Source organism: Rhodopirellula sp. MGV, from assembly GCF_002251265.1.
In the GTDB taxonomy this organism is placed as follows: domain Bacteria; phylum Planctomycetota; class Planctomycetia; order Pirellulales; family Pirellulaceae; genus Stieleria; species Stieleria baltica_A.
Map to the genome: position 1 here is coordinate 183,704 of NZ_NPDI01000005.1, position 21,058 is coordinate 204,761.

16 protein-coding genes are annotated in these 21,058 nt (G+C 53.6%); 6 read left to right on the forward strand and 10 right to left on the reverse strand.

Annotated elements, in window-relative coordinates:
• Positions 1-110: 110 nt before the first annotated feature.
• A complete protein-coding gene (locus CGZ80_RS03160; RefSeq protein WP_233148197.1) occupies positions 111-1,187 on the reverse strand; it encodes a sugar phosphate isomerase/epimerase family protein in 1,077 nt (358 codons plus the stop codon).
• Positions 1,188-1,284: 97 nt separating this feature from the next.
• Between CGZ80_RS03160 and CGZ80_RS03165 the strand changes: the two genes are divergently transcribed.
• The 3 genes from CGZ80_RS03165 (at position 1,285) to CGZ80_RS03175 (ending at position 6,435) form a co-directional block, all read left to right on the forward strand.
• Complete coding sequence (locus tag CGZ80_RS03165) at positions 1,285-2,397, forward strand: hypothetical protein (protein ID WP_094411299.1); 1,113 nt, start codon at positions 1,285-1,287, stop codon at positions 2,395-2,397.
• A 156-nt stretch (positions 2,398-2,553) separates the two neighbouring features.
• Positions 2,554-4,161 carry a DUF4153 domain-containing protein gene (locus CGZ80_RS03170; protein ID WP_143543716.1) on the forward strand — a complete coding sequence of 536 codons (1,608 nt, stop codon included), beginning with the start codon at positions 2,554-2,556 and terminating at the stop codon, positions 4,159-4,161.
• 231 nt (positions 4,162-4,392) lie between these two features.
• The gene (locus CGZ80_RS03175; RefSeq protein WP_094411301.1) at positions 4,393-6,435 is read left to right on the forward strand and encodes an ATP-binding protein; all 2,043 of its coding nucleotides are present in this window, start codon (positions 4,393-4,395) and stop codon (positions 6,433-6,435) included.
• A gap of 9 nt (positions 6,436-6,444) precedes the next feature.
• On the opposite strand, the gene CGZ80_RS03180 is transcribed toward CGZ80_RS03175, so the two are convergent.
• The gene (locus CGZ80_RS03180; protein ID WP_094411302.1) at positions 6,445-7,968 is read right to left on the reverse strand and encodes an MFS transporter; all 1,524 of its coding nucleotides are present in this window, start codon (positions 7,966-7,968) and stop codon (positions 6,445-6,447) included.
• On the opposite strand from CGZ80_RS03180, the gene CGZ80_RS03185 reads away from it, so the two are divergent.
• From CGZ80_RS03185 to CGZ80_RS03195, 3 genes are all read left to right on the forward strand, one after another.
• Positions 7,956-8,660: a hypothetical protein gene (locus CGZ80_RS03185; protein WP_094411303.1), complete on the forward strand. Its 705-nt coding sequence runs from the start codon at positions 7,956-7,958 to the stop codon at positions 8,658-8,660. The two genes, CGZ80_RS03180 and CGZ80_RS03185, sit on opposite strands and share 13 nt — an antisense overlap.
• Positions 8,661-8,794: 134 nt before the next feature.
• Positions 8,795-10,162, forward strand: a complete 1,368-nt coding sequence (locus CGZ80_RS03190; RefSeq protein ID WP_094411304.1) for a Y4yA family PLP-dependent enzyme — start codon at positions 8,795-8,797, stop codon at positions 10,160-10,162.
• A gap of 78 nt (positions 10,163-10,240) precedes the next feature.
• Positions 10,241-13,060: a serine hydrolase gene (locus CGZ80_RS03195; protein ID WP_094411305.1), complete on the forward strand. Its 2,820-nt coding sequence runs from the start codon at positions 10,241-10,243 to the stop codon at positions 13,058-13,060.
• A 30-nt stretch (positions 13,061-13,090) separates the two neighbouring features.
• Here CGZ80_RS03195 and CGZ80_RS03200 read toward each other — a convergent pair whose 3' ends face one another.
• The 8 genes from CGZ80_RS03200 to CGZ80_RS03235 form a co-directional block, all read right to left on the reverse strand.
• Positions 13,091-14,161, reverse strand: a complete 1,071-nt coding sequence (locus tag CGZ80_RS03200; RefSeq protein ID WP_409994531.1) for a Gfo/Idh/MocA family protein — start codon at positions 14,159-14,161, stop codon at positions 13,091-13,093.
• A gap of 125 nt (positions 14,162-14,286) precedes the next feature.
• Positions 14,287-14,757, reverse strand: coding sequence for a CBS domain-containing protein (locus tag CGZ80_RS03205; protein ID WP_158222527.1), 471 nt, complete (start codon positions 14,755-14,757; stop codon positions 14,287-14,289).
• A 271-nt stretch (positions 14,758-15,028) separates the two neighbouring features.
• Positions 15,029-15,403: a response regulator gene (locus tag CGZ80_RS03210; RefSeq protein ID WP_094411308.1), complete on the reverse strand. Its 375-nt coding sequence runs from the start codon at positions 15,401-15,403 to the stop codon at positions 15,029-15,031.
• A 4-nt stretch (positions 15,404-15,407) separates the two neighbouring features.
• Positions 15,408-16,568, reverse strand: coding sequence for a response regulator (locus CGZ80_RS03215; protein ID WP_158222528.1), 1,161 nt, complete (start codon positions 16,566-16,568; stop codon positions 15,408-15,410).
• Positions 16,565-17,746: a response regulator gene (locus tag CGZ80_RS03220; protein WP_233148206.1), complete on the reverse strand. Its 1,182-nt coding sequence runs from the start codon at positions 17,744-17,746 to the stop codon at positions 16,565-16,567. The genes CGZ80_RS03215 and CGZ80_RS03220 overlap by 4 nt, the downstream gene beginning before the upstream one ends.
• A 165-nt stretch (positions 17,747-17,911) precedes the next feature.
• Complete coding sequence (locus CGZ80_RS03225; protein ID WP_094411311.1) at positions 17,912-19,132, reverse strand: sensor histidine kinase; 1,221 nt, start codon at positions 19,130-19,132, stop codon at positions 17,912-17,914.
• The gene (locus CGZ80_RS03230; RefSeq protein ID WP_094411312.1) at positions 19,113-20,471 is read right to left on the reverse strand and encodes a sensor histidine kinase; all 1,359 of its coding nucleotides are present in this window, start codon (positions 20,469-20,471) and stop codon (positions 19,113-19,115) included. Before CGZ80_RS03230 ends, CGZ80_RS03225 begins: the two co-directional genes overlap by 20 nt.
• Positions 20,459-21,037 (reverse strand): heme NO-binding domain-containing protein, encoded by a 579-nt coding sequence (locus CGZ80_RS03235; protein ID WP_094411313.1) that lies wholly within the window; start codon positions 21,035-21,037, stop codon positions 20,459-20,461. Before CGZ80_RS03235 ends, CGZ80_RS03230 begins: the two co-directional genes overlap by 13 nt.
• Positions 21,038-21,058: the final 21 nt, after the last annotated feature.

A 21,058-nucleotide genomic window follows, 5' to 3' on the forward strand; every position in this document is an offset into this window, starting at 1 on the left:
GCTGCAAGCGACGTGGAGTGAATCGAGCTTGGCCAATAGAGTCACTCAAGTGGCATCGGATTGATACCCCTTCGCTTGCGAGAAGCTTCCCCCACCAAGGCGAATCCTTGTCAGCCAAGTGGACCTTGCAGTTCACGTCCTAAGATTCGATTTAGCGAGTCGGAGGTCTGGTACACCAACGCTTCGGGGTAATGGGGGTAGGGATGGAAGTATTCGAACGTCACGTAGCCTTGGTAGTCGAGTTTGTCCAATTCTTGCATCAGCGCCGGCCAATTGGTTGTTCCGTCCAATAGCGGTCGAAACGTCTCGAGCGAATAGTCGGTGCCTTTCTTGGTGAATTCTTTGAAGTGAATGTTCTTGGTCCGCTCGCCTAAAATCGGCACCCAATGTTCGGCATGCTGAAACATCGAAATGTTTCCGGTGTCGAAGTGCACTTGAACGTGGTCGCTACCGAAGCCGTCAACAAAGTCATTCATCTCCATCGGCGTCATTAGGAAGCCGTTGAAGAAGATGTTTTCCATGTTCAGGGAAACACCATTCTTTTCCGCACTCGGTACCAGTTTTCCGATCGCTTCACGGGCGAGTTTTTCGCAGACGTCATTCGGAACCGGATCATGGTCATCACGCCAAGGGATGTGAACCGCTCCGGGAACCACCAAGACGTTTTCGACATTCATCGCCGCGGCCGCATCGCCGATCATGCCGGCCAACTCGATCCCACGGTTTCGCTTCGTGTCATCCAAGCTGGTCAGCGGATAGGGCCAAAACAGAAACGAGCACAAGCCGCTGATCTCGATGCCGATGCGATCGGCCAAACGTCGGATTCGCAGGAAATCCTTGGGCGAAGCCTTGGGGGAAAGATCGTTGTCCAGGTCATAGTTCAATTCGATCCCGTCGAAGCCGGCGTCTTTGGCAAGTTGCAAGCATTCTTCGAGTGACATGCGATCGGGATAAGGAAACGCCCATAGGTTGATCGACTTCTTTGCGGCGTATCGTTTGGGAGACGCTTTGCGGTCGTCAGCGCTAGAGGATCCGACGGTTTGATGGGGCTCGTCTGCCTGTCCAGGCGTCGACCCGATGAGGCTTGTTGATGCGGTTCCGGCCAGTCCGGCAAGGATTGCATCGCGTCTTGATAGGCCGCGGTTTTGTCCAAGGGGGAGGCAGTAATTTTCTGGTTTCTTAGACACCGTTGATTCCACGCCGTGTTTGACCTGTTGTGATCCGTTATTTTGAAATGCAGTCTTTGATTTGACTGTCACCTCCAAACCGGTCGGAGATTTTACCATGCCTGTCGCGCCCCTGTTTCGAAAAACACTGTGTGCTTTGAGTCTCAGTGCTTTGAGTTTCGCACTTTCGTCATCAGCGTTGTGTCATGCTGCACCCACCGGGATGACACTTGGTCCGGTCGAACTGCAAGCGATCGGTCCGATGGCGTTTACGGATTCAGGAATTTTGCTGGTTGGTGATCCGAAAGCCGCCACGATCTACGCCATCAACTTGGAAGACACCACTGGCGAATCCGGAGCTCCGAAGATCGATGACTTGGTGGCTGCTATCCGATCGTCGTTGAAGCTGACGGGAGAGATTGAAATTGGCGAGCTCGCGGTGAATCCGGCAACGGGCAACAGCTTTGTTTCGATCAGTGCTGGCGGCCAAGTGCATGTCGTTCGAATCGATGGTGCCGATCAGGTTACGAAGGTGAACCTGGATAAGATCAGCCACACGAGCAAGGCGCTTCCCAATGCACCTGAAGATCGCGAAGTTAACCAAGGGCGCCGCAGTCGCAATAATCGCAACGCGTCGATCACGGATGTCGCGTACTTCGAAGGCAAAGTGTTGGTGTCGGGGCTTTCCGCTGGAAACGCACCGTCACGCGTGATCGAGTTTCCGTTTCCTTTCGCTGACAACACCATCGCAACGAGCGTCGAGATCTTTCATGCCGCACACGGACGCGTCGAAAATGGTTCGCCAATTCAGACGTTCTTGCCAATGATGGTTGATGGCGAACCCAGCTTGCTCGCCGGCTATACCTGCACGCCGTTGGTGCGTTTCTCCGTGGATGATCTCGGCGGATCGGATACCGTTCGTGGGACGACTGTCGCGGAGTTGGGCAATCGCAACCAGCCATTGGACATGATCGTCTATGAAAAAGATGGTAAGACATCAATTCTGCTCAGCAACAGCGCACGTGGTGTGATGAAGATCAGCACCGACGGAATCGACAGCCGTGAAAGCTTGACTGAGCGTGTTTCTGGTGGCGGCACCGCAGGCCAGCCGTTCGAAACGGTGGAGTCGCTCAACGGTGTCAAACAGCTTGACAAGCTAGATGATTCCCATGCGGTTGCCATTATCGACAACAAAGGCACCCTTGCCTTGCGAACGGTTGAACTGCCCTAGTCAAGTAACCACAATCGACGTACCAACGAGAATCCCGGCTGAGCGTTTCAGTCGGGATTCTTTTTTGTGACCCATCTGATTGTTGCCGGCGTACTGATTCACACAGGTCCGGTTTCGATCCTGACCTGCCTTTTCAAAGTGGTGGGAGCTTGTCAAATGAATCAGCCCGAGGTTGAGTCGGTTGAAGTCGAGAAAGCCCCTGATCTCCCGCGGCGTCGAATGACCGTTTTTGCTTTGGTTGCGATCGCTTTCTGGACAGCGGTCGCCGATTGGCTGATCTATCGAACGTATGGCTATGCCGGGCCGGCGTTGTTCTTTGTGATCGCACCAATACTGATTTTGGCATCACACTGGAAAAATGCGGAGTGCGAGCCCGCGCGTTCACGCAGGATTTGGCTCTCGGTCCTATTCGTCACGATCGCGATGGCGTGTCTGCGTTTGGTTATTGCCGGACATGGCGGGCTGTTCGTTGCATTGATCTTGCTCACGTTGGCGTTTGGCCTTGCCGCTTCGGGAAGTGTGCCCTGGGCAGCCGAAACTTTGATGATGATGTTCTGGTTGCCATTCGACGGCTTGGGATGGTTCGCCAAACATCGATTGCCAAGACTGCATTCTGCTCAGTCGGATCGGGTTTCGATGGGAGCGACACTTTCGTGGCTGTTGCCGATGATTGCGGTCTTAGTCTTTGGGAGCCTGTTTGTACTGGCCAACCCAGATCTACTTGGGCAAGTCTCGACGCTTTGGGGTTGGGCAATTGATTGGACCTGGTCTTGGGCGCAACGTCTCGATGCATGGGAGATTCCCTTCTGTGTCGCCGCGTTGATTTTGGGAACCGGGCTGTTCTTTCCCTCGCTGGGACGCACTCTCATCGGTGGCGTTGATCAGCAATCGGCCCATCAGGCGTCATCGCCTTCATCGATGTATCAGCCCTTTCGAAACATGTTGGTTTGCCTGATCGGGTTGTTTATCGTTTACCTGACGTTTGAATTCCAAACGCTATACAGAAGCGATTTTCCAGACGGGTTTTACTACGCGGGTTATGCACACGAGGGGGCGGCTTGGTTGACGGTTGCACTTGCCCTTGCGACAGGAACGTTGTCGGTGGTCTTTCGCGGTGGAATTTTGCTGGATGACCGCCTGTCACGCCTAAAGCAACTCGCATGGATGTGGTCAGGCCTCAATTTCTTGCTGGCGATCAGTGTCTACAATCGCTTGATGATCTACGTCGGCTACAACGGTTTGACTTGGATGCGAATCGTCGGATTCTTTGGCATCACAATCGTCGTTGTCGGCTTTGTATTGGTGTTGGTTAAAATTGCCAGTCGTCGTGGCTTTTGGTGGTTGCTTCGATCGCAGTCAACCGCCTTTGTCGCGGGGTTGATACTGTTGGCAATTTTTCCATCGGATTGGATCACTCATCGTTACAACTCTGCCCGCGTTCTGGCTGGGTACAACCATCCCGCAGTCATGGTTGCCGTCAAGGACATGGACGAACTCGGGTACCTCGCGATCTTGCCTTTGGTCGATGCGGAGGATCCGATCATACGAGAAGGCGTGCGAGCGATGCTGGCCGAGCGACAACTGCAAATCGAACGTGAGTTTGAATCCGTCGAATGGCATTGGACGATGTTTCAATGGTCGACAGACATGCTTTACGAGAGACTGGTTGAACTGGAACCAAAGCTTGCGCATCACTTGCGCGTAGGGCCGGATCGCGAAAGTGCCATCCGCGAATTCAAAAGTTATTCGATGCGTTGGTATTGACCGTCAGGTTCGGCGGTCTGTTCGTCAAGGGAAAGCGTCAGGCGTTCGCCGAGGCCCCTCAATTGGTAAAGTGATTGCCCACCTAAAACGCGGTGATTTGCATAGTTAATTCAACCGGATAAGGGAACGCCCTCGCGTTTTTGGTCTGGAACTTGTGGTGAGTCGGTCAAGCGTCAAGCTAGGGTTGTTGGTCTTTCTTGCCCGTCTGCCCCGACCCGTAGCAAGTGATTTATGGCGTCCTCGTTTGACCAATGGACCACGTTTCTGCTTCCTGCGCGATATGCGCAAGGAGATGCGGAACAGGTACGCATCGGCCGAGTGACCTTGTTTTTGTCACTGCTGGTGTTTCTGGCCGGGTGGGTTTATTCGGCGGTCTACCTGAGTTTGGGAATGACGTTTGCCGCGACGGGGCCGGCCCAGGCAATCTTATTTGTCCCTGTCGCAGTCTGGATCTTTCGTCGCTCACAGTCCGTCGTATTGGCGGGAAACGTGTTGGCCTGTACCTGCACCGTCGGTGTGGGAATTGTGGTGGTCGGAACCGGCGGCGTGACGTCCCCAGCATTGCCATGGTTTTTCTTTGGCCCGTTGTTGGCAATGGTGATTGCCGGACGTGTTTCGGGCGTGAGTTGGTACTTGGTTGTATTGGCAACCATCATTGCGTTTCTGGTTGCGGGCGATGCGATCGTGCTCGCTTCCTTCCAGGTTCCTACCGCACTTGCTGAAATCCATTGTGCCGTCGTGGCAATTGGCCTGATCACGGTGATCACTTCCACGGTCTGGTCATTTGGGCTGACCCAAGAGATCGCGACGAAGAAGTTGCAGATGGCAACTGATGTGATTGAAGCGGCATGCCATCAAGCTGAATCTGAACACGCCAACGCCTTGTTGGTTCTCGACAATGTGACCGACGGACTTGCGATCGTGAACTTGGACGGAACCCTGGTTGGTCACCCTTCGGCTCGTTTTCAAGAATGGTTCGGATGCCCGCCGCCCGCCGCAACCCTATGGCAGTGGTTTCGATGTTGGCATGAGAGTTTTTCCGAAGACTTGGAGCTCAATTGGGAGCAGCTAAGCAGTGATTGGATGCCTCTCGAACTAGCAATCGACCAGCTTCCCAACGAGTTCGATGTCGAGGGGCGACATTTCAGTTTGATGTTTCGTCCAGTGATGGAAGGCGAGCAGTTGCAGCATCTGTTGGTGATCTGCACCGATACGACGGCAGAGCGTGAGGCCAAGCACGCCAATGAGATCCAGCAGGAACAGCTCGCGATCTTCACCCGCTTCGTTCGTGATCCCAAAAGCTTGCGTGATTTCTTATCCGAAGCAGACCGACTGGTCGCCAAGCTGACGGATTCCCACGAGGATCAGAAACGGCCTGCGCAACTTGCCGAGCAGCGTCGTTGGGTTCACACGCTGAAAGGAAACTGTGCGATTTTTGGGCTCAATACATTTGCCCACTGGCTGCATCGTCTTGAGGACGAACTGATCGACGAGTTGCAGGGATTGACGGCGATACAGCGTGACGCCATCTCCACACAGTGGACAGCGATCCGGGCACGACTGGCATCGATCGTTGATATCGAGGACAGCGACCAGATGACGATCGAGAAAGACGTTTTCGAAGCTACCGTAATGGCCGTCGAATCTGGCTATGGCGGTCCGGTCTTGGCGACGTCGATGAAGCGTTGGGGCTGGGATCGTGTCGACCGACGTGTCGAGTTGCTTGCCGAACGGGCAACCAATTTTGCACAGCGTTTGGGGAAATCCGGGCTCCGCGTGGACGTTGATGTTCAGGACGTACGTCGACCGCCTTGCCCAGATTGGAATGCCTTTTGGGGCGCCGTCATCCATGTCGTGCGAAATGCGATCGACCATGGAATCGAGGCTCCGCATCATCGTGTCGAACGCGGCAAAGAGGCTTCAGGCCGGCTTTCGCTAAGAGCGTGGGAAAGCGAAGACACGTTTCACTTCGAGATCAGCGATGACGGTGCCGGAATCGATTGGGATAAAGTGAGTCAGAAGTGTCGTGCCTTGGGACTGACCTGCGACTCACCCGGGGCGCTACACCTTGCAATTTTTGCCGATGGGATGTCGACCAAAGATGAAGTCAGCGAAACGTCTGGACGAGGCGTGGGGATGGCAGCGGTGCGTGAAGCCTGTGAAATCCTTGGCGGTACCATCGAAATCGAATCGAAGTCCGGAATGGGAACGACGTTTCAGTTTCAGTTTCCAATGTTTAAATCCGGCGCAAGCTTGTTGTCATTTCAGATTTAATCGGCCCTCTCAGTTCGCAGTTGCTGGCTGTCCAGATGTTGTTTCGCTTTGCAGTGGTGGCCCGATAAACCAAGCGGCAATCGCCAATGGCAACATCGCGATCGCAAAGCAATAGATCGCCGGGTCGTAGGCACCGACTTGGTCCATGAACGTTCCCATCACCAATGGACCGCAACCGCTGCCGGCAACCGTGCCACACCAAATCGCACCTCGAATACTTCCCAGGTGCCGTCGGCCGTAAAAGCGAACCATGATGACACCCGTCACGGAAACGAGCATTCCTTGGCCGGCCCCGAAGAGTACTGCAAAGCCGCGTGCCCCTAACAGTGTTGGGTCGCACGCTAACCAAATCAGCCCTGCCGCGACCAAGCTTGTTCCGATTCCGAATAGGCGGTTCAGCTTTAAAAAATCCGACAAGACGCCGCCAAACAATTGTGCCGCGAGCATCGACATTCCCAAAACCTTGAAGAGAGCTTTCGCGTCTTGGGCTTCCATTCCACGCTCGGTGCAAAGCGGGAATAGGTAGAACAACACCCCAGTGCCTGCCATCGCCCAGACGATATTGGAAAACCCGATCACATAATAAGACGGCGATCGCATCGCTTCAGAAAGTGCTAGGCCCGGAAGTTCTACGTCAGCCAATGCAGCCTTGGTTGGGTCGTCCGATGGCACAACGCCGTCAACTGATTGGCCCAGGTCTTCTGGTCGGTTTCGATAGAGCAACAAGACCAGCGGAAACAGGCAGCTCACCAGCAGGAACGCGATCCAACGGTAGGTCGATCGCCACCCAATCGTTTCAATCGCCGTTGATAGCCAATCAGGGGCCCAGGCAAATACGATGGCTGATCCGATGGAAAGCAACGCGGACACTCGGCCGATCCGATGTCGAAACCACATCGCGGTCGTGTTGTTCGAGAGCAGCGACATCGATCCCTGGCCTAAGAATCGAAGCAAAAAGAAAGCAGCAAATACGCCCAAAAAACTGGTTACGCTCGACGCAAACAGGCACGCGCCGGCCAATCCGAGGATCACGAGGCAGGCGATCCTTTTCAGTCCGATTCGATCGGACGCGGGACCTACGGATGCCAAGGGGATTGCCGCGAAGAGTGTCCCTAGCATGTATGCCAAACCGAGCCGACTTTGCGTCAGATTCAGCGAAGCCAGCAGAGCCGGCGTGAACGCGCTGACGGCAAATGTCTGCCCTGGGCTGGAGCCGACCTGCAACAGCATCGCGAGCGGCAGCATCCAATAGCCATAGAAGACAGGACTGCGTTTGGCGATTTGATCGGACAGGAAGTTCATCGATAAAGATGCCGTTTGGCGGAAGGGGAAACGGCATGATTCTGATTCACGATTGCCAAACAGGCTAGCTCGGGTCAAATGGCCTTCAATTGGGCATCCCATTTGCATCCGCTGCCCCTCGATTGTGGACGTCTGTGCGACCTTGGAAGGCAGCCACAATCCGCCGTGTGCAGCACCAACCGCTTGACTTGACCAGAGATACGACTTCGAGACATCGAATGACTTTTGCATCTGAGAACGACGGAAATCGCTTAGTTTTGTCGTACCTGGGGATTCGCCGGGCGATCGGAATGAGCGGCCTGTTGCTGCCGGTGGTTCTTGGTCCCCTGGGTTGGCTGGTTTTGGGGATCGAAATACAAGACAACATCAGCAGTTACTACCACACGCCACTTCGAAACGTTTTTGTTGGGACGCTCTGTGCGATGGCGGTGTTTTTGTTTTGCTACCGTGGCTATGGCTGGATCGAGAATTGGACAGCGAACGTCGGTTGTGCGGCGGCACTGGGGGTGGCGTTGTGCCCGCTCGACTATGGCAGCGATCCACTCTACCAACGGTCCATCGTCGGCTACATTCATTCGTTCAGCGGCGGAACATTCTTTCTGACGCTGGCCGTGTACTCGCTTTATCACTTTCCGAGCCGAGATCATTCGCGTCCGGAAATGGCAAGCCATATCGCCGAACGAAACTTTATTTACTACACCAGCGGTGTGGTGATCCTGTTGAGCATGGTCGCGATGGGAACCTATCTGTTACTAATTCCAGCGGACTGGAAACGATCGTTAAATGAGTTCAACTATCTGTTCTGGATGGAATGGATCGCGCTCTGGGCCTTCGCCGCAGCATGGCTTGCCAAGAGCCACATGATCGTGACAGAAATCGGCATTGACCTTTTAGCCTACTCACGTCGGTTCGTAGAACGCTAACCGGCATGCGTATCGATCCAACGCTGGCGATGTCTGACCGTCAATCAATAAACGACTCAATCGATCTCAGTTTCGCTTTACAGGCACAGACTTGCCGGGGAATCGTCCCGCTCACGGCTTTAGCAAGGTCGTGGATGCTTGACGCAATAAACGATCCCAGATTGTTTGATTGGATCGACCAGTACGGGTCTCCATTGAATCTGATTTGCGTCGATCCGATGTCGACTAATCTCGATGAGCTCCAAGGTGTCGCTGCATCCTTCAACCTTGATCTTGGGGTCTTCTTCGCTCGCAAGGCAAATAAATGTTTGGCCTTTGTCGAAAGAGCGATCGAACACAAAATCGGTATCGATACCGCAGGCGAGATGGAACTGCGACAGGCACTCGACTATGGCGTCTCTGCGGAAAAGCTGATTTGTACTGCCGCGGTGAAGTCTGACTCGCTGTTTACCCTTTGCCTTCGCAGTGGCGTTACGATCGCAGTCGACAACGATGACGAATTGACTGCGATCACTTCACAGGCAATCTCTCTGGGGATCGCTGCGAAGGTTGCAATCCGTCTCGGACGATTTCAACATCAATCAAAACCGTTGCCCACTCGGTTCGGATTCGATGCCAGTGATTTTACTTTGCTGGATCGCATCGACCGTCGTATGGTTGACTTGGTCGGATTTCATTTTCACCTCGACGGCAGCGATCTTCATGAGCGGGTCAGCGCAATTGAGCAAACGTTGGTTTGGGTTGATGAGGCCTGCCGATTGGGATTTCGCCCGCAGATGATCGATATCGGTGGCGGGTTTCCAGTTTCGTACCTTCAAAATGAATCGCAATGGAATTGTTTTTGGGACGAACTGGGACGGGCACTTCTGCACCAGCGTGAACCGATCACTTACCGAAATCATGGACTTGGATTACTTGGTGTGAATGGTCAAGTCTACGGAACTCGAAACACCTATCCCTACTTTCAACCGACACAGCGAGTTGATTGGTTTCGCCGTCTACTAGCAACAAGGTTGGAGGGCGAAGTCTTGGCAGACGCGATCAGCGGTCGCAAGCTCGAACTACGCTGCGAACCGGGGCGCGGGTTACTGGACGGATGCGGGCTAACGATTGCACGCGTCGAATTCTGCAAGCCAAGCGGACGCGACGAACATCTGGTCGGCTTGTCGATGAATTCGACGCAGTGCCGGACAACAAGTGATGACTTTCTGGTTGATCCGATCGTCATTCGTCACCCACTGTCTCAATCATGTGAGCCGGTCTCCGGGTATTTCGTCGGAGCCTATTGCACCGAATCCGAACTGATCAGTTTGCGAAAGTTTGACTTCCCCGAAGGTATTGGTCGTGGTGATTTGGTCGTATTTCCAAATACGGCTGGCTACCTGATGCATTTTGTTGAGAGTCGATCCCACCAGTTCCCATTAGCGAAGAATCTGATTTGGGGTGATTCCGTGGAACTGGACTCGATTGAAACACAAGGGATGACGGAGCGAGTAAAGTGACGTTGCTTCGCAGAATCTGTGTGGCAATTTCGTTTTAATCTTTAGTTCGATTGCGCGACGCTGACAAGGAAACCTGCGATGATGCGCCCGCTGATACTGGGATGTCTAGCTTGGATGGTGTTGACTTCCGTTGCTCATGGGCAGCTTGATTTAGTCATTCGCCACGGACGAATCGTCGATGGGACCGGTGCCCCTTGGTATGTTGCCGACATCGGCATTTCCGATGGAAAAATCGTCAAGCTCGGGTCCTTGCAAAACACAAAGGCAACCAAGACGATCGATGCCAAAGGTCTGGTCGTCGCACCAGGATTCATCGATATGATGGGCCAGACGGCGTCCCCGATGCTTGCAGACCCCAAGTCGGCAATCAACCTTTTGACGCAGGGGATTACAACGATCAATGCCGGCGAAGGGGCCTCGGCCGCACCGCTTGGTCAGGACGAGGAGCGTCATTACGGATACACGACCATGGCCGAGTACTTCGCGATGGTCGACAGTCATGGTTTGCCGGTCAATTTGGTCCAGACGGTGGGGCACACGCAAATCCGTCAAATCGTCATCGGCGATACTGATCGACGTCCCAGTGACGACGAACTTCAAGAAATGAAATCGCTGGTTGCCGAAGCCATGCAAGCTGGGGCGATTGGCGTGTCAACGGCGTTGATCTATCCGCCAGCGGTTTACGCGCCGACGAAAGAGATCGCCGAACTGTCTGCCGAAGCCGGGAAATACGGCGGTCGGTACTACACTCACATGCGAAATGAGGGCGATCGACTACTCGAAGCGATTGACGAAGCACTTGACGTAGGACGTACCGCGGAGGTGCCGGTGCATATTTTTCACCTCAAAGCAGCCGGTGAGCACAACTGGGGCAAAATGGAATTGGCGCTCGCCAAAATCAAGTCGGCACGGCGAGACGGCCAACAAGTCACCGCAGATATCTATCCTTATATCAACAACGGTTTGGGGATTGCAGCGCTCATTCACCCCAAGCATTTCGAAGATGGACATGCCCGATTGATTGCGCAATTGGACGACCCCGAATTACGTAGGAAGATCCGCGAAGAAATGGAATCTGAAGCCGGTTGGGAGAACTGGTTTCGACATGCCGGACAGGATTGGGAGCGGATTGTCGTCGGGCGAAGCAATCACCCTCGCTATCAAGCGTCCGACGGAAAGTCTCTTTCAGTGATGGCGCGCGCCGCAGGAGAAGACCCCTGGGACACGTTTTTCGAATTGGTAAAGACCGGCGCGTTCGCATTGCCACAAACAATGTCAGATGCCAACAAGATCAAAGCCATACGCGAAGAGTTTGTTTCTTTTTGTACCGACGTTGGGCCTGCGGGGGGCAGTCGGTCGACGTCACACCCACGGGCGTTCGGCTCCTTTCCACGTTTGCTTTCACGCTACGTCCGAGATCTCGGCGTGATCAGCCTTGAACGTGCGGTGGCACAGGCGAGCGCCGTCGCGGCAAACGACGTGATGGCGTATGACCGAGGTCGTATCGCGATCGGATTGGCGGCCGACATCATCATTTTTGATGAAAACAAGATTGCGGATCATGCGACCTTTGAATCACCGGACGCGCTAAGTGAAGGAATGCGATACGTTGTCGTCAACGGCGAATTGGTGCTTGATAACGGAAAGCAAACCGATGCCCGTCCGGGGCGTGTCTTGCGAGGGCCGGGATACCAATCGGATTCTGCCCCATCCCGAACACAATCGTCACCGGCTACAGCCCAGACGGCAGTGATCGACAAGAAAGTTACCCAGTTCATGCGCGATCACAGTGTGCCAGGCGCGGCGATCGCCATTGCAGATCATGGCAAGGTCGTGTTCACCGGTTCGTACGGATACGCTGACATCGCAAAGAAGTCACTCATTACCGACGAAAGTTTGTTTCGCATTGCCAGCCTGTCAAAACCGATTACTGCGGTCGCGGTCCTGCAATTGATCGAGCAAGGTAAACTCGATCTGGAAACTCCCGTTTTGGAAATTCTTGACCTGGAAGAAGAAATTCAGGCTGCCGGTGACCAGTTCGACCCTCGATTTCGTGAAGTCACCGTTCGTCATCTGCTGGAGCACCGAGGTGGCTGGGATCGCGACGAATCCTTCGATGCAATGTTCCGTTCGGTTGAGTTCGCCCAAAAGTTTGACCTGCCTCCACCCGCTGGCCCACAAACGGTCATCCGTGCCATGCTTCGCCAACCGCTCGACTTTGATCCGGGGCTTCGCTACGCATACTCCAATTTTGGCTATTGCTTGCTCGGCAGAGTGATCGAAACGGTCAGCGGTCATGGCTATGAGGATTTCGTTCGCCAGTCGGTGCTCGCACCCATCGGGATTACGTCGATGCGTCTCGGCAAATCACGATTGCGAGACCGTTCTGAAAACGAAGTGCGGTACTATGACGTGGGTGAAGCACGGTCGGTTTTTGCGGAGGACCTCAATGAAACTGTCCCGTGGCCGTATGGCGGATGGTATCTGGAAGCGATGGATGCACACGGGGCCTGGATCGCATCCGCGACTGACTTAGCGAAGTTCGCTGCGGCAATGAGCGATCCGAATCAGAGCCCGCTCTTAAGTCCGGAAAGTTGTGCATTGATGGATGCGCGACCGCCGGGGCTCGCCGGATTCGATGCAGAGGGCAATCCCAAAGCACGGTATTATTCGTTGGGTTGGTCCAATGTTGTTGTGTCTGCTGACACAGATCCGGCATTGATCAACCACTGGCACACCGGGTCGCTAAGCGGTACGGCGACCATCCTCATCCGGCGTCACGATGGGAAATCGATGGTGGCGTTATTCAACACACGATCAAGTCCCCAAGCGGGTCACCTTGGTTCCGCAATCGATCCGATGCTGCATGAGTTGGCGGACCTGGTGGAAACAAACTAGATCTCACCAGGTCGCGTGTAGGCGATGACTCTACTGCAGTAGCGGAATCGTTCGTTTTTGCTGGGCAGCGAGCAACGCCGTGTCGACAATTTGCTGTCCGATTCGGCTGATCTTGACCGACAATGGTCCTTCGATCTTGCGGTCATTTTCAATGACGTCGGCCATGTATCGAATCGGATCTTGTTGTGTCTCTGGCAGTGGTTCTGCCGAGACCCATTTTCCGGCGGGGCAATCAGAAGTCTGTATCCAAAGTCGATCTTCGTAGTCGTAGCTGGAAATCGTTCCACGGGTCCCGACTAGGACAAAGCCACACTTGGGTTGTGGTTGGTGTGTCCAGGGGTCCGTGAATGTGCCCCAACGGGTTTCGAATTTCGACAGTCCAGATTCGTAGCGGGCAACCACCACACTGTGTTCGTCAACTTCCAAGCCCGTGGGTTCGTCGACCATCGCGGTCACTTCGATTGGGCTTTTCCCATCCATGTACCAGGTTCCAAGAGTGGTCCCGTAGCCCAGGTAATCGAGCAACGATCCGCCCCCGTGACTTTTCTTGTAGAACCAGCTATTGGGTTTTTCATGCTGCACCTCTTCGGCGGTACGTTCGACTTTATCAGCCACATGCCAAAGCGGACCGCGGTTTCCGCCGTAGTGATGAACTTCGATGCAGGTGCCGATCACCTGATCATCGATCAGTCGCTTGGCCATCCGGTGCGATGGCACCCAGTTTAGCGGCCAGTTGATTGCTAGTCTCACGCCACTTGCGTTACAAGCGGCGATCATTCGATCTGCTTCGGCAAGCGAACCTGCGAAGGGTTTTTCCACCAGGATATCAGCGCCCAGTGGTGCCACACGCTCGACCCATTCGCCGTGTTTTGACGCGGCCGGGCAAAGGATAACCAAGTCAACTTCGGTAGTCGCGAAGAGGTCTTCTGGTTTGGAAAACACACCACTTTCGGGGATCCGGAATGCAACTTTTGCATCCGTCATCCGCGAAGGTTGTTCATCACAAATCCCGACGATTTCTGCGCCGGGATAGTCGTCGACCATTCGCAAAAGATCACCCATGTGAAAGTGATCGAAATTGATTCCGGCAATCTTTAGCACAGTAGCCTGTCCTTTCGCGGCGGTAGCATTTTGGCGTGAGGTGAAAATCGAAACCGATTGTTTCGAAACATCCCGGCCGACCCGGGGCTCACGAGAGCGGACGAAAGTTTAACAGGTTTTGACTGCTAGGTCGGTTGCACGTTTGACGAGACAATCGCTCGTAATAGATCCATCGACGAAATGATTCCCAGTAACTGTCGGTCGGAATCAACGACGGGCAGGTGGTGAATGCCATTGCTGAGCATCAGCTCTGCCGCATGGGAAACCGTCGACTCTTCGTCGATTAGAACCGGATCATCAGTCATAAATTCATTGACTTGATCGCTACCAAACCGCTCACGCATGACATCGATCACCCACAAGCGGTCCATGACGCCATCACTGGCTTCATCGAGAAGGTGATCCGATTCACTGGCAATGGGCATTAAGTCTGGAAGGGCCAGCATCCCGATACAAACGCCATTGTCTGCGAGTACAGGAAGACATGACAGCTTGTCGGCCATCATGATGTCGAGGGCCGAATGGACGGTGGCGTCATAGTCGATGGCGACAACGCTGCGTGCCATCAAGTCTTTGACTTTCAACTCGGCATTCATTTTCAAGCTCCTTTGAAGTGAAAACACGCTCGGTAAGATGCCAATCAATTCGTCATTGAAAGTAGCGTTCCAAAAGAGCTGAACGCTAGACGAGTTGATCGCTTCGTTCCATGAAACGCAGTCTACACCTACCGAAAAGGATCGCGATTCACTGCGACCGGTTGTCACTTGAAATTTTTCGCTTGATTCAATCGTTTGCCAGCGATCGAAAGTGCTCTGTAAAAGGCGCGACATGACGAATCAGTCCGCGCGACGATATGGCACGCGCCGGTTAGACTCTCGCCCGTGATTCGAGGCCTTCATGGATTGCCAACGCAAGTTCAAGTGGCAAGCATGGCTTGGTCAAAAATCGAAAGACACCGCCATTGTTGACTGCCTCTTGTGCGACCCACATGTCTGTCGCCCCGGTCAGCATGATTCGAACCGTGTCGGGGAAGTGCGTCGAAATCCAAGCGATCAATTCGGTCCCAAGTCGTCCACCCATGTTTTGGTCAACGACGACCAAATCGAACGGTTGGCGTTGGAACATCTGGATCGCAGTTTCAGTCGAGTTTGCGGTGAAAAGTTCATAGGGCTGATCCCGCAAATTGCGTCGTAAGCCGCTCAACAAATAGCTGTCGTCGTCCACAAGTAAGACAGATGCCATCGCACTATACCCCTTCAAACATCAAGTGAGAGACTTCGACCGAAGATTGTTCCGTGTCGGAATCGGTCGCATCATTTGTTTGCACTTCGATCGGCTCACGCACCCCGTTGGGTGAATCAGCGAGAATGGTCAGTTTTTGAATCATCGCTTGGTGAACTTCCATGCCGGCGGCCAAGAGTAATCGTCCCGCGTTGTCTTGAATGCCGGAATGGAGCACCATGCCGTCCTTGAGTTGAGAGATACGAACCGGCTTTCTTCCTCGTGTTTCCGTGATCACGGTCCCGAGATGCTGCACAACATAGGGATCGTACTTCGATTTATCCTTCATTATCTCAAGAACGTCACGCGATGACCGAAAACGAATCAATCGTTGGTAGGCTCCGATCGCGTGCAGGATTCGTGACGCCATCGGCGTTGGATCGGTCGGCGGTTCGTTCTGCTGGCGAATGATTTCGGCAACCTGCTCGAGCCGCGGGACGACGGTGACTAAATCGCTTCCCAGTTTTGGTGTCCCAGCGATCAACGATTGGTACTTTTCCGGGATCGATTCGCCTTCCAGATAAAACTTGATCGCCTCGTGCGGGAGTGCGACGAATCCGACATGCATCAGCATTGCCGCGATCTCCACTTGCCAAACCGGTCCGACACCAAGACGTGGGGCAATCGCTTTTGCCCAGTCGCGCGCTTGGTGTGTCAAGCCGAACAGTTCCGGCATTGACATCGATAACACCTGTGTCAGCATTCGAACGCTGCCGGCCAACGTTTTGTTGAGGAGTTCCGCTTCGGCGGTGATCAATCGGTAGTGTTCCAAGCCCGCGTCAAGTGTGTTCGCCAGACGTTCAGGTGGACACGGCTTGTTCAGAAATCGAAAGATGCGTCCTTCGTTGACGGCGATTGCTGCGGTGTTTTGGTCCGCGTTGCCGGTCAACATCACTCGAACAGTATTCGGATACAGGTCTTTCGTTTTGGAAAGCAGTTCTGCGCCTGTCATCTCTGGCATTTGCATGTCAGAAACGATAACCGCAAACGGGCCGTCCTCTTTTAATCGCAAGAGCGCGGCTTGCCCTCCGACCGCCAATTCCACTTGGTAGTCTTTGCGAAGTTGTCGTTTGAACCCTTGCAAGACATTGGGTTCGTCGTCGACAAGTAACACTCTTTCACTCACTGAACTACTTCTCCCGTGGATAGAGTCGCGAAGTTGTCAAGCTTCCCGGTCAACCCGAGTGACTCGATATATTCGTGATCAAAATCGGGATCGCTAATGTCGCGTGGGTAGCTCAAGTGGTCAGCGATATAGACGGCCGTCAGAGGCGAAAACGCCGGGTTCATTGACTTCGATGGGCGGTGATGGAACGCGACCGCTTCGACGATTGGGTTGGGTAATCCCCACAAGCCGAGCAGGTGCGCGCCGACTTCGGCATGAGACGCATTGAACGTTTGCTGTTCGACAACGTGTAGCGGAAGTCCAGCGCGATCCGCCGTCGCGACGACTTCCATGTATTCGCTCGGCAAGTTGTGTGCGAGCACCAGTTTGCCTACGTCGTGAACCATGCCCGCGATAAACGCGTCGTCCACCAAGTGAGCGTCGGAGGATTCTGTCTCTGCGATCCGCTTGGCGAGCATTGCGACTGTCAACGAGTGATCGATCAAGTGTTGAAGCTTGAAGCCTCGCATATCAAGGTTTTCAAACTGCGAGAATGCCTTTGCCGTCAGCACCAAGGGGCGGATCACATTAAGTCCAAGCAGCGAGACGGCGTGTTCGGGACAAGAGACTCGTTGTGGCAAACCAAAGAACGACGAGTTCACCAGTTGTAGGACTTTGGCAGTCATCGCGACATCGCTACCGATCTTCTTTCCAATGCGTTCGATCGATGTTTCGTCCGATTCAAGGTCCTTGACCAATTCCAGGTAGATCTTTGGAAGGCTGGGCAGCGTGGTGAGTTGAGAGATCAATCCCTTGAGCTTTTCGTCACGCAATTGACTGTGCAGTCCACATGCCCGTTCGATCGTATTGACCAATACTTGAGGATCACAAGGTTTGGACATGAATTGATGTGCGGGGCCGACAGCACGCAGGATCTTTTCGTGCTCGCTCTGTCCGCTCAACACAAGCCGAACGGTATTGGGGTACAACTCGGAAACCCGACGTAGTAATTCTGCTCCGTCGATCCCGGGCATTCGCATGTCGGTAACGATCACATTGCAGGGATTGTCGACCAGCCACTGCAACGCCGCTTCTCCGCCACTGACAAAGTGCATGTCCCATACGGATCGCTGATGACGCAGCATCCGTCGGAGGCCGGAAAGTACATTCGGTTCGTCATCGACGAACAAGACTTGCATTTTGCTCACGATGTCATTTCCTCATTCATAATACGTCTGGCAATCATTTGATCGGCCATGATGTGATTTGTTTGGTTCAGTCGTTTGTGATGCCGCTTGCCGTTTCATGGATCGATACGCTAACTCTGTAGAGAACGCTACGAGATTTTTCGTGATGGGCGTGCCCTATTCCGACGAAACCAGTTGCCGGGAACGGTCTGCGGAATCCGACGAGGTCTGGTCCAACGGAATACGGATCGTGAAGGTCGTCCCTTTTCCAATTTGGCTATCAACATCGATCGTGCCGCCATGTCGGTCAACGATCACCGAATGCGCGATCGCGAGCCCTTGTCCGGTTCCTTTACCAACGGGTTTGGTGGTGAAAAACGGTGCGAAGATCCTTTCTAAGTTCTCGCGAGCGATCCCGATCCCGCTGTCTTTGATCGTGATTTCCGCGCACGGAGGACTGTGCCGAGTGGAGATTGTGATTTTGCCTTTTTGATCGGACGATTCTCCCACTTTGTCACTTACCGCATGTGCCGCATTGATGATCAAGTTGAGCAAGACCTGATTCAGTTCGCCTGGCAGACAGGGGACGGCGGGCAGTTTGGGGTCAAAGATCGTTTCGATATCCGCGACGTATTTCCATTCGTTTCTGGCAACCATGATCGTGTTCTCGATCGACTGTGTCAGGTCGACCTGAGTCATTTCGCTGACACCGGGGTGAGCAAATTCCTTCATTGCTCGAACGATGCTTGCGACCCGGTCGACGCCTTCGAGTGTCTGTCCGATCGCGGAAGGGATTTCCTCCAACAAGTATTCGACGTCGGCTTCTTCCATCGCGTCACGGAGTTGATCGATCGTCGATTGGATTTCAGTTGTGTCATCGATTCCGATCAACGACTGACATGCCTTCAGGACTTCCACCAAGTCTTCGAAAGCTGATTCGACGAAGCGGGTGTTGTCGCCCACATATTGAATCGGTGTGTTGATTTCGTGAGCGATTCCCGAAGCGAGTTCCCCAATCGCTTCAAGCTTTTGGGCTTGTGACAATCGTTGTTGGGTTAGCTCCAACTGCTCGGCACGAGCCATCTTGGCGACTAGTTCACTGTCGGTGCAGTTGATCGAAAGGTAGTCATCAAGTCCGGCAGCATAAGCGGTGCCCGCAGAATCAACGTCGCTGCCGAAAATGCCAACCAGGGTTCCGCATTTGGATTTCGATTGCTTGATCCAGTCTTCCGGATTTCGGGTATTCAGCGGCCATGCGAGAAAGCCCATCGTGAAGCGTGCTGTGATCGAAAGCGATGGCAGGTTCGCCATCGCGATCACCTTCGCGTTTGCTGCTTCTAAACGTTCTCTCCACTTGCGGCGTCTGAAATCATTTGGATCAACTAATAGTACTTTCATGCTGCCGCCTTAGTTGTGCTTCGCAAATCGATGTGGGGAGGGTGACGAGGAATGTTGTGCCGCCGCCACTGCGTGACTGCGCGGAAACGGTTCCCGCGTGCTTATTGACGATCACGTCATAAACGAAGGCCAATCCTTGGCCGATCCCTTTTCCCACTTCCTTCGTTGTGAAAAACGGGTCAAAGATTCGATCGCGAATATTTGCCGGGATGCCACAACCGTTGTCGTGGAACCGAATCTCGATGTCGTCCTCAGTTAAATTGGTTTCGACTTCCAGTAAACCCTGTCCAGTGCTCCGGTGGATCTCCATCGCATCGGCCGCATTGGTAAGGATGTTAAGGATGGCTTGATTGAACTGTCCGCCGATGCCAATGACGCATGACATCGAGTCGTCCAGGTTCATTTTTACAGTCGCGATATCGCGAAACTGGTTGGCGCAAATGGCCAACGCCGTTCGGATTGATCGATTGACGTCGATCGACGCTCGCGTCGTTGTTGAGGGGGCCGAAAACTCTTTCATCGCGCGAACAATCGTCGCGACACGATCGATCCCTTCCAATGATTGCGAAATCGCCATGGGGAACTCCTGTCGCAAAAAATCGAGATCAAACAGCTCAATCTTTTGTTTGATCTCTGCGATGATCGGATCGAGGGCCTGCTGTGATTCGGCGGCGTTCTGAAGGTTGCTGTACAGGTTGAGGAGGGTTTCGATGTCTTGGAACGCCCCTTGCAAAAACTCAATGTTGTTTCCGATGAACTGTATCGGCGTATTGATTTCGTGTGCGACTCCCGCGGAAAGCTGGCCGACGGCTTCCATGTTGCGCACTTGGCTCAGCCTTGCCTCCATTTGCTTTTTCTTGGTCAGGTCACGGACGACAGCAATAAACATCGGGGATTCGACTACCATCGCCCGGCTGAGCGCGACTTCGCATAAGAACACGATGTCACGCCGCACCCCGTACAATTCCAGTGATTCGAGCTGATAGATGATTTCCGAATCGGGGTCCATCAATGCCCCGTCGACGTCCTCTCCGAACATTCGACGCGTCTGATCTTCGTTGAGTTGAAATAGCGTTCGAATGTCTTTGCCGATCGCATTGTCGATTCCAAAGATTCGACGTGCGGATCGGTTGAACGACCGAATAATTCCTCCATCGCTATAGGTGATGATTCCTTCCGCAGCCGTTTCGACGATCGCGCGGGTATGGTCGGCTAACGCCCGCAATTGTTGGTTGGCTTCGTAAAGGTTTCGCGATTTTTGCTCCAAAAGAGACTCAGCCTCTTTTCGAGCATTCGTTTCGCGAACCAGTTTCCGTTGAAGCAAATCTAGTTCGGACACGTCTGAGATGCTCTTGGGTCGGTTACAGTGAATGGTGTCACAACAAATTGTGCTTCCGTACCGTTACTTTCTCCAATGTCTGTCCGACTGAGGCTCGCCCGATCTCCGAAGTGATCGAGTGATGCGGCGATCAAGCCTTCCGCCAGATCAGCAAAAGGGCGATTCGATTGATACGTTACCTCCAAAGAATCGCCGGTTTGGTTAAAGCGAAACCTTGGCAGTTCGGCATCCGGATACAGCTTTCTGACTTCAACATGGATGAAGCTCTCGATCGAAGGTAGGAAAGTTAACGCCGAATCGATGCCGGCGAAAAACTGTGGATAGAGTTCGACAAACCGGCTAAAGAGGTATCGTCCGAAGTGACGCACGAGTACAGGAACCGGGGTTTCTGTGTGTTTTGACAATGCGACGATCAGGCCAATCAATTCCATGTGGTCGTACGTTCCGACCGCGGTGTATGCACCATTGCTGCGAGATTGCACGCTGCAAATGATGTGGTCGGCGGCTTCCAGCCCGAACTCCGCCTCGACCATCTCAATCAATTCGGTAAAGACAATCCCCTTCATTCTGCGATCCGTAATGTGTGT